The organism is Promineifilum sp. (SeqCode) (genome assembly GCF_041918635.1).
In the GTDB taxonomy this organism is placed as follows: Bacteria; Chloroflexota; Anaerolineae; order Promineifilales; family Promineifilaceae; genus Promineifilum.
This window is the reverse complement of sequence record NZ_JAYRVJ010000555.1, coordinates 1-3,792: the sequence shown is the minus strand read 5'-3', so window position 1 is coordinate 3,792 and position 3,792 is coordinate 1. Positions and strand designations below refer to the sequence as shown.

The following is a 3,792-nucleotide window of genomic DNA, read 5'->3' as shown; positions in this document are numbered from 1 at the left end:
GCCTGCGGATACTTGTACAGATACTTCATGTACGAGTGAGTCGGCGTGCTGTCCAGATAGAAGTAGTACTCCTTGACATCCTCGCCATGGTTGCCTTCCGAGTTGGACAGGCCGAAGAGGCGCTCCTTGAGAATGGGGTCTTTCTCGTTCCAGAGCGCCAGGGCAAAACAGACGTACTGCTGATCGTCGGAGATGCCGGCCAGCCCATCCTCGCCCCACTTGTAGGCCCGCGAGCGCGCCTGGTCGTGGGTGAAATAATCCCAGGCGTTGCCATGCTCGCTGTAGTCTTCGCGAACGGTGCCCCACTGACGCTCGCTCAGATAAGGGCCCCACTTACGCCAGGGAACGTTCTGCTCTTGCGCTTCCTGCAATCGCTTATCTTCGTGTGTCATTCCCATCGGTACAATTCCCCCTATGTGATAGTTGCGCGCCATACTCAAATCCCACCGACAAATAAGTTGTTGGTGGCATATCACTCGCGAAAATGGCTTTGGAAACCTGCCAGATCGTCTATTTAACTGGTCGCAAACCCGGCGGGTAGATCTCCCGCACACATTATAGCCAGGGATATTAGAAGAATATAGGCGGGTATGCCATGTTGAGGTGAAATCCGGACGATTCACTAAACTTCTGGAATCAGGCGACAGGTGCTATCATAGATTCCACTCAACAAACCCTGGCCGACTGAAGGAACGTCAATGGACTTCTCTCTAAGCGACAACCACAAGATGATCGAGCGGACGGTCTACGATTTCGCCCGCAAGACAGTCATGCCCGTCATCAAGGAGCACGACCGCCGCCACACCTTTCCCCACGAACTGCTGCCGCAGATGGCCGCCCTGGGTTTTATGGGCATCTGTCTGCCGGCCCGTTATGGCGGCGCGGGGCTAGACTACCTCTCGCTGGGCATCCTGTCCGAGGGGTTGGAGTACGCCGACTCGTCGGTACGCGAGACCATCGCCGTCCACCTGGGACTGCACGCGCTGCCCATTTTCCAGTGGGGCACGGAGGAGCAGAAGCGCGCCTTTCTGCCGCCGCTGGCGCGCGGGGAGAACCTGGCCTGCTTTGGCCTGACCGAGCCAGGCGCAGGCTCCGACGTGGCCGCCATGAGTAGCCGCGCCCGCCGCGATGGCAACGACTACGTCCTGACTGGCGAGAAGATGTGGATCACCCTGGCCGACATCGCCAACCGCTTTCTCGTCTTCGCCAAGACCGACCCGGCCAAAGGGGCCAACGGCATCAGCGCCTTCATTCTGGAGCGAGGGTGGGCGGGGCTGACGACGGGCACCATCGAGGGCAAGATGGGCGTCCGCGCCAGCAACACCGGCTGGATCAACATGGCCGAGGTGCGTGTGCCGGCCAGCCACCGGCTGGGCGAAGAGGGCGAGGGGTTCAAGATCGCCATGAGCGCCCTGGACAACGCCCGCTACGGCGTGGCCGCCGGAGCCGTGGGTATCATTAAGGCGTGTCTGGATGAATCCATCGCCTACGGCAAGCAGCGCCAGACGTTCGGCAAGCCCATTGTGGAATACCAGCTTGTCCAACAGATGTTGGCGAACATGCAGCAGAGCATCGACGTTGGCCAGTTGCTTGTGTGGAAAGCGGGCTGGCTGAAGAACCAGGGTATTCGTAATACGCGCGAGACGAGCATGGCGAAATGGTATTGCACCGAGGCCGCCAAGCGCGCCGCCGATGACGCCGTTCAGATTCACGGGGCGTATGGTTACTCCGACGAGTACAACGTGGAGCGCCACCTGCGCAACAGCAAGAGCGCCGTCATCTACGAAGGCACGTCGCAGATTCACACCCTGATGCAGGCCGAGTACGCGCTGGGCAACCGCCGGACGCGGCCCATGCGCTGCGAATTGCCAGCCTATGACCCGGAGTATTGGGAGGCCGAACGGTAATGCGCCGGTGCGACCCACCGCAGACCTATGACCAAACGCTTCATCCTCGTCGCCGGTAACATCGGCGTGGGCAAGACCTCTCTGGCCGAGCGGCTGGGCGGCCGGCTGGGTTGGATCACCGGCTTCGAGTCGGTGGTCGATAACCCCTACCTGGCGGACTTCTACGCCGACATGCGCCAGTGGTCGTTCCACCTGCAAGTGTTCTTCCTGGGCCACCGCGCCCAGCAGCACTTGCTGCTCGCCAACAACCCTCAATCGGCCATCGCCGACCGCAGCATCTACGAGGACGCCCACATCTTTGCCCGCGTGCTCCACCACATGGGCAATCTGAACGAGCGCGATTATCAGGCTTACCGCCACGTCTTCGACCTCGTTGTGTCCAATCTGCCCCGGCCGGATTTGCTGCTCTATCTGACCGCTCCCGTGCCGGTGCTGATGGAGCGCATCCGCCAGCGCGCGCGACCGATCGAGGCCGGCATCACCGCCGATTACCTGACCCTGCTCGATTCTTTTTACGGCGAGTGGCTGGCGAGCTTCGACCTGTGCCCTGTGCTGACCATTCGCACCCAGCAACTCGATTTTGTCCATCACGCCCATCACCTGGACATCGTTCTCGATTACATCGAGGCCAAGTTGGCCGGTCGCGAGGAACTGATCCTGGACTAACGTACCGCCTGTAGACACTCGCCATCACAGCGGACTTGTGTTAAACTTCACAAGTGTCACCCGAAGCGTCAGGGGCCTCGCCGCCGGCAAAACCCGGCCGGACGCGACAGCGCATCCGGCGGGCCGTTATCGTCCTCGCGCCGCTGCTCTTGATGGCTATCGGGGTGGGTGGTTGGCGGTGGTTGGAACGCTCCAACCCACCTGCGACGCCGCCCGCGCCGCGGGCAACGACGACCGCGGCCACGCCCGCGACGACAGGCGCGGGGCCGGCCGACCAGCCGGGTGATGGGATCGGCCTCATTGTGGGGCCGGCGACGCCCTGGGCGGTGGCCGGTATGGCCGGGGTTGATCCGGCTCCGGTTGGTGGGAGCGGGGAGGCAGCGACAACAGCCGCAGTCATCCCGCTGCTGGGGCCGCCGTCGGGCAGCGTCTTTGGACGCGACGACGTGGTATCATTCTATTGGAGTTGGCCCGGCGAAGTAGGCCGGGATCAGCAGTTTGTGGTGTATCTGGCCGTCGATGGCGTCCGCTCCCCCTTGGGAGCCGTAGATGAGGCCAACCTGGGGAGTGGCTTCCAGTTGCAGGCCGCGGTCGGCGAGACAGCCGGCGCGGCGGGCAGTTACGTGTGGCAAGTCTTTCTGGAGGACAGCGCCACCGGCGCGACGCTGGGCCAAAGCGAGGCCCGGACTATCGCGATTATCGAGAATTGACATGGGCGGGAGCCGGCTTTCTCCACAGCCCACAATTGCATTTTCTGATATATAGTAGTACGCTAGAGCGATTGTGGCCTTGCCAGTTATTTAGCATTGTCAATTGGCCTGGCCGCTTAAAGATTTCTCTGGCATCGCCGCGGGTAAAGACCAACAATGGTGGCACGCGATAAGGAAGACCTGTCCGGTCAACAGATTGGCAACTACGAGATCGAGTCGCACATCGCCGCCCGCAAGGCCAGCGATCTGTTCCTCGCGCGTGATGTCAAGCTGGAGCGGCCGGTATTCCTGGAAGTCTTGCGGGCGACGGTCGAGGAGGATGAAGACCTCGCGGCCCGTTTCCGTCGGCGCATGGAGATTGTCTCCCAGCTCAAAGACCCCGGCATTGCCATTGTCAGCGATTTCGACACCACCGAGGACGGCTTCCCCTACGCCGTCATCGATTACTTCCCCGGCTCGACCCTGGCCGACCAGTTGGCCGAGCAGCGGCGCAGCCAGCAACCATCGTC

General features: G+C 61.8%; 3 protein-coding genes and 2 pseudogenes. 4 read left to right on the top strand and 1 reads right to left on the bottom strand.

Annotation, left to right across the window (positions count from 1 at the left end; all coding sequences use genetic code 11):
• Positions 1-392, bottom strand: a pseudogene (locus tag ACE3UY_RS16635) (glucosidase); the annotation flags it as partial.
• A 306-nt stretch (positions 393-698) separates the two neighbouring features.
• Here ACE3UY_RS16635 and ACE3UY_RS16630 point away from each other — a divergent pair.
• The 4 genes and pseudogenes from ACE3UY_RS16630 to ACE3UY_RS16615 form a co-directional block, all read left to right on the top strand.
• A complete protein-coding gene (locus ACE3UY_RS16630) occupies positions 699-1,907 on the top strand; it encodes an acyl-CoA dehydrogenase family protein (protein WP_374688611.1) in 1,209 nt (402 codons plus the stop codon).
• Between the two features lie 27 nt (positions 1,908-1,934).
• The gene (locus tag ACE3UY_RS16625) at positions 1,935-2,573 is read left to right on the top strand and encodes a deoxynucleoside kinase (protein ID WP_374688610.1); all 639 of its coding nucleotides are present in this window, start codon (positions 1,935-1,937) and stop codon (positions 2,571-2,573) included.
• Positions 2,574-2,626: 53 nt separating this feature from the next.
• Entirely contained in the window at positions 2,627-3,283 is a 657-nt protein-coding gene (locus ACE3UY_RS16620) for a hypothetical protein (RefSeq protein ID WP_374688609.1), read from the top strand.
• A 156-nt stretch (positions 3,284-3,439) separates the two neighbouring features.
• A pseudogene (locus tag ACE3UY_RS16615) lies at positions 3,440-3,792 on the top strand (hypothetical protein); the annotation flags it as partial.

Coding starts and splice junctions, on each gene's coding strand:
- ACE3UY_RS16630 (WP_374688611.1), top strand. CDS start 699: ATGGACTTCTCTCTAAGCGACAACCACAAGATGATCGAGCGGACGGTC.
- ACE3UY_RS16625 (WP_374688610.1), top strand. CDS start 1,935: ATGACCAAACGCTTCATCCTCGTCGCCGGTAACATCGGCGTGGGCAAG.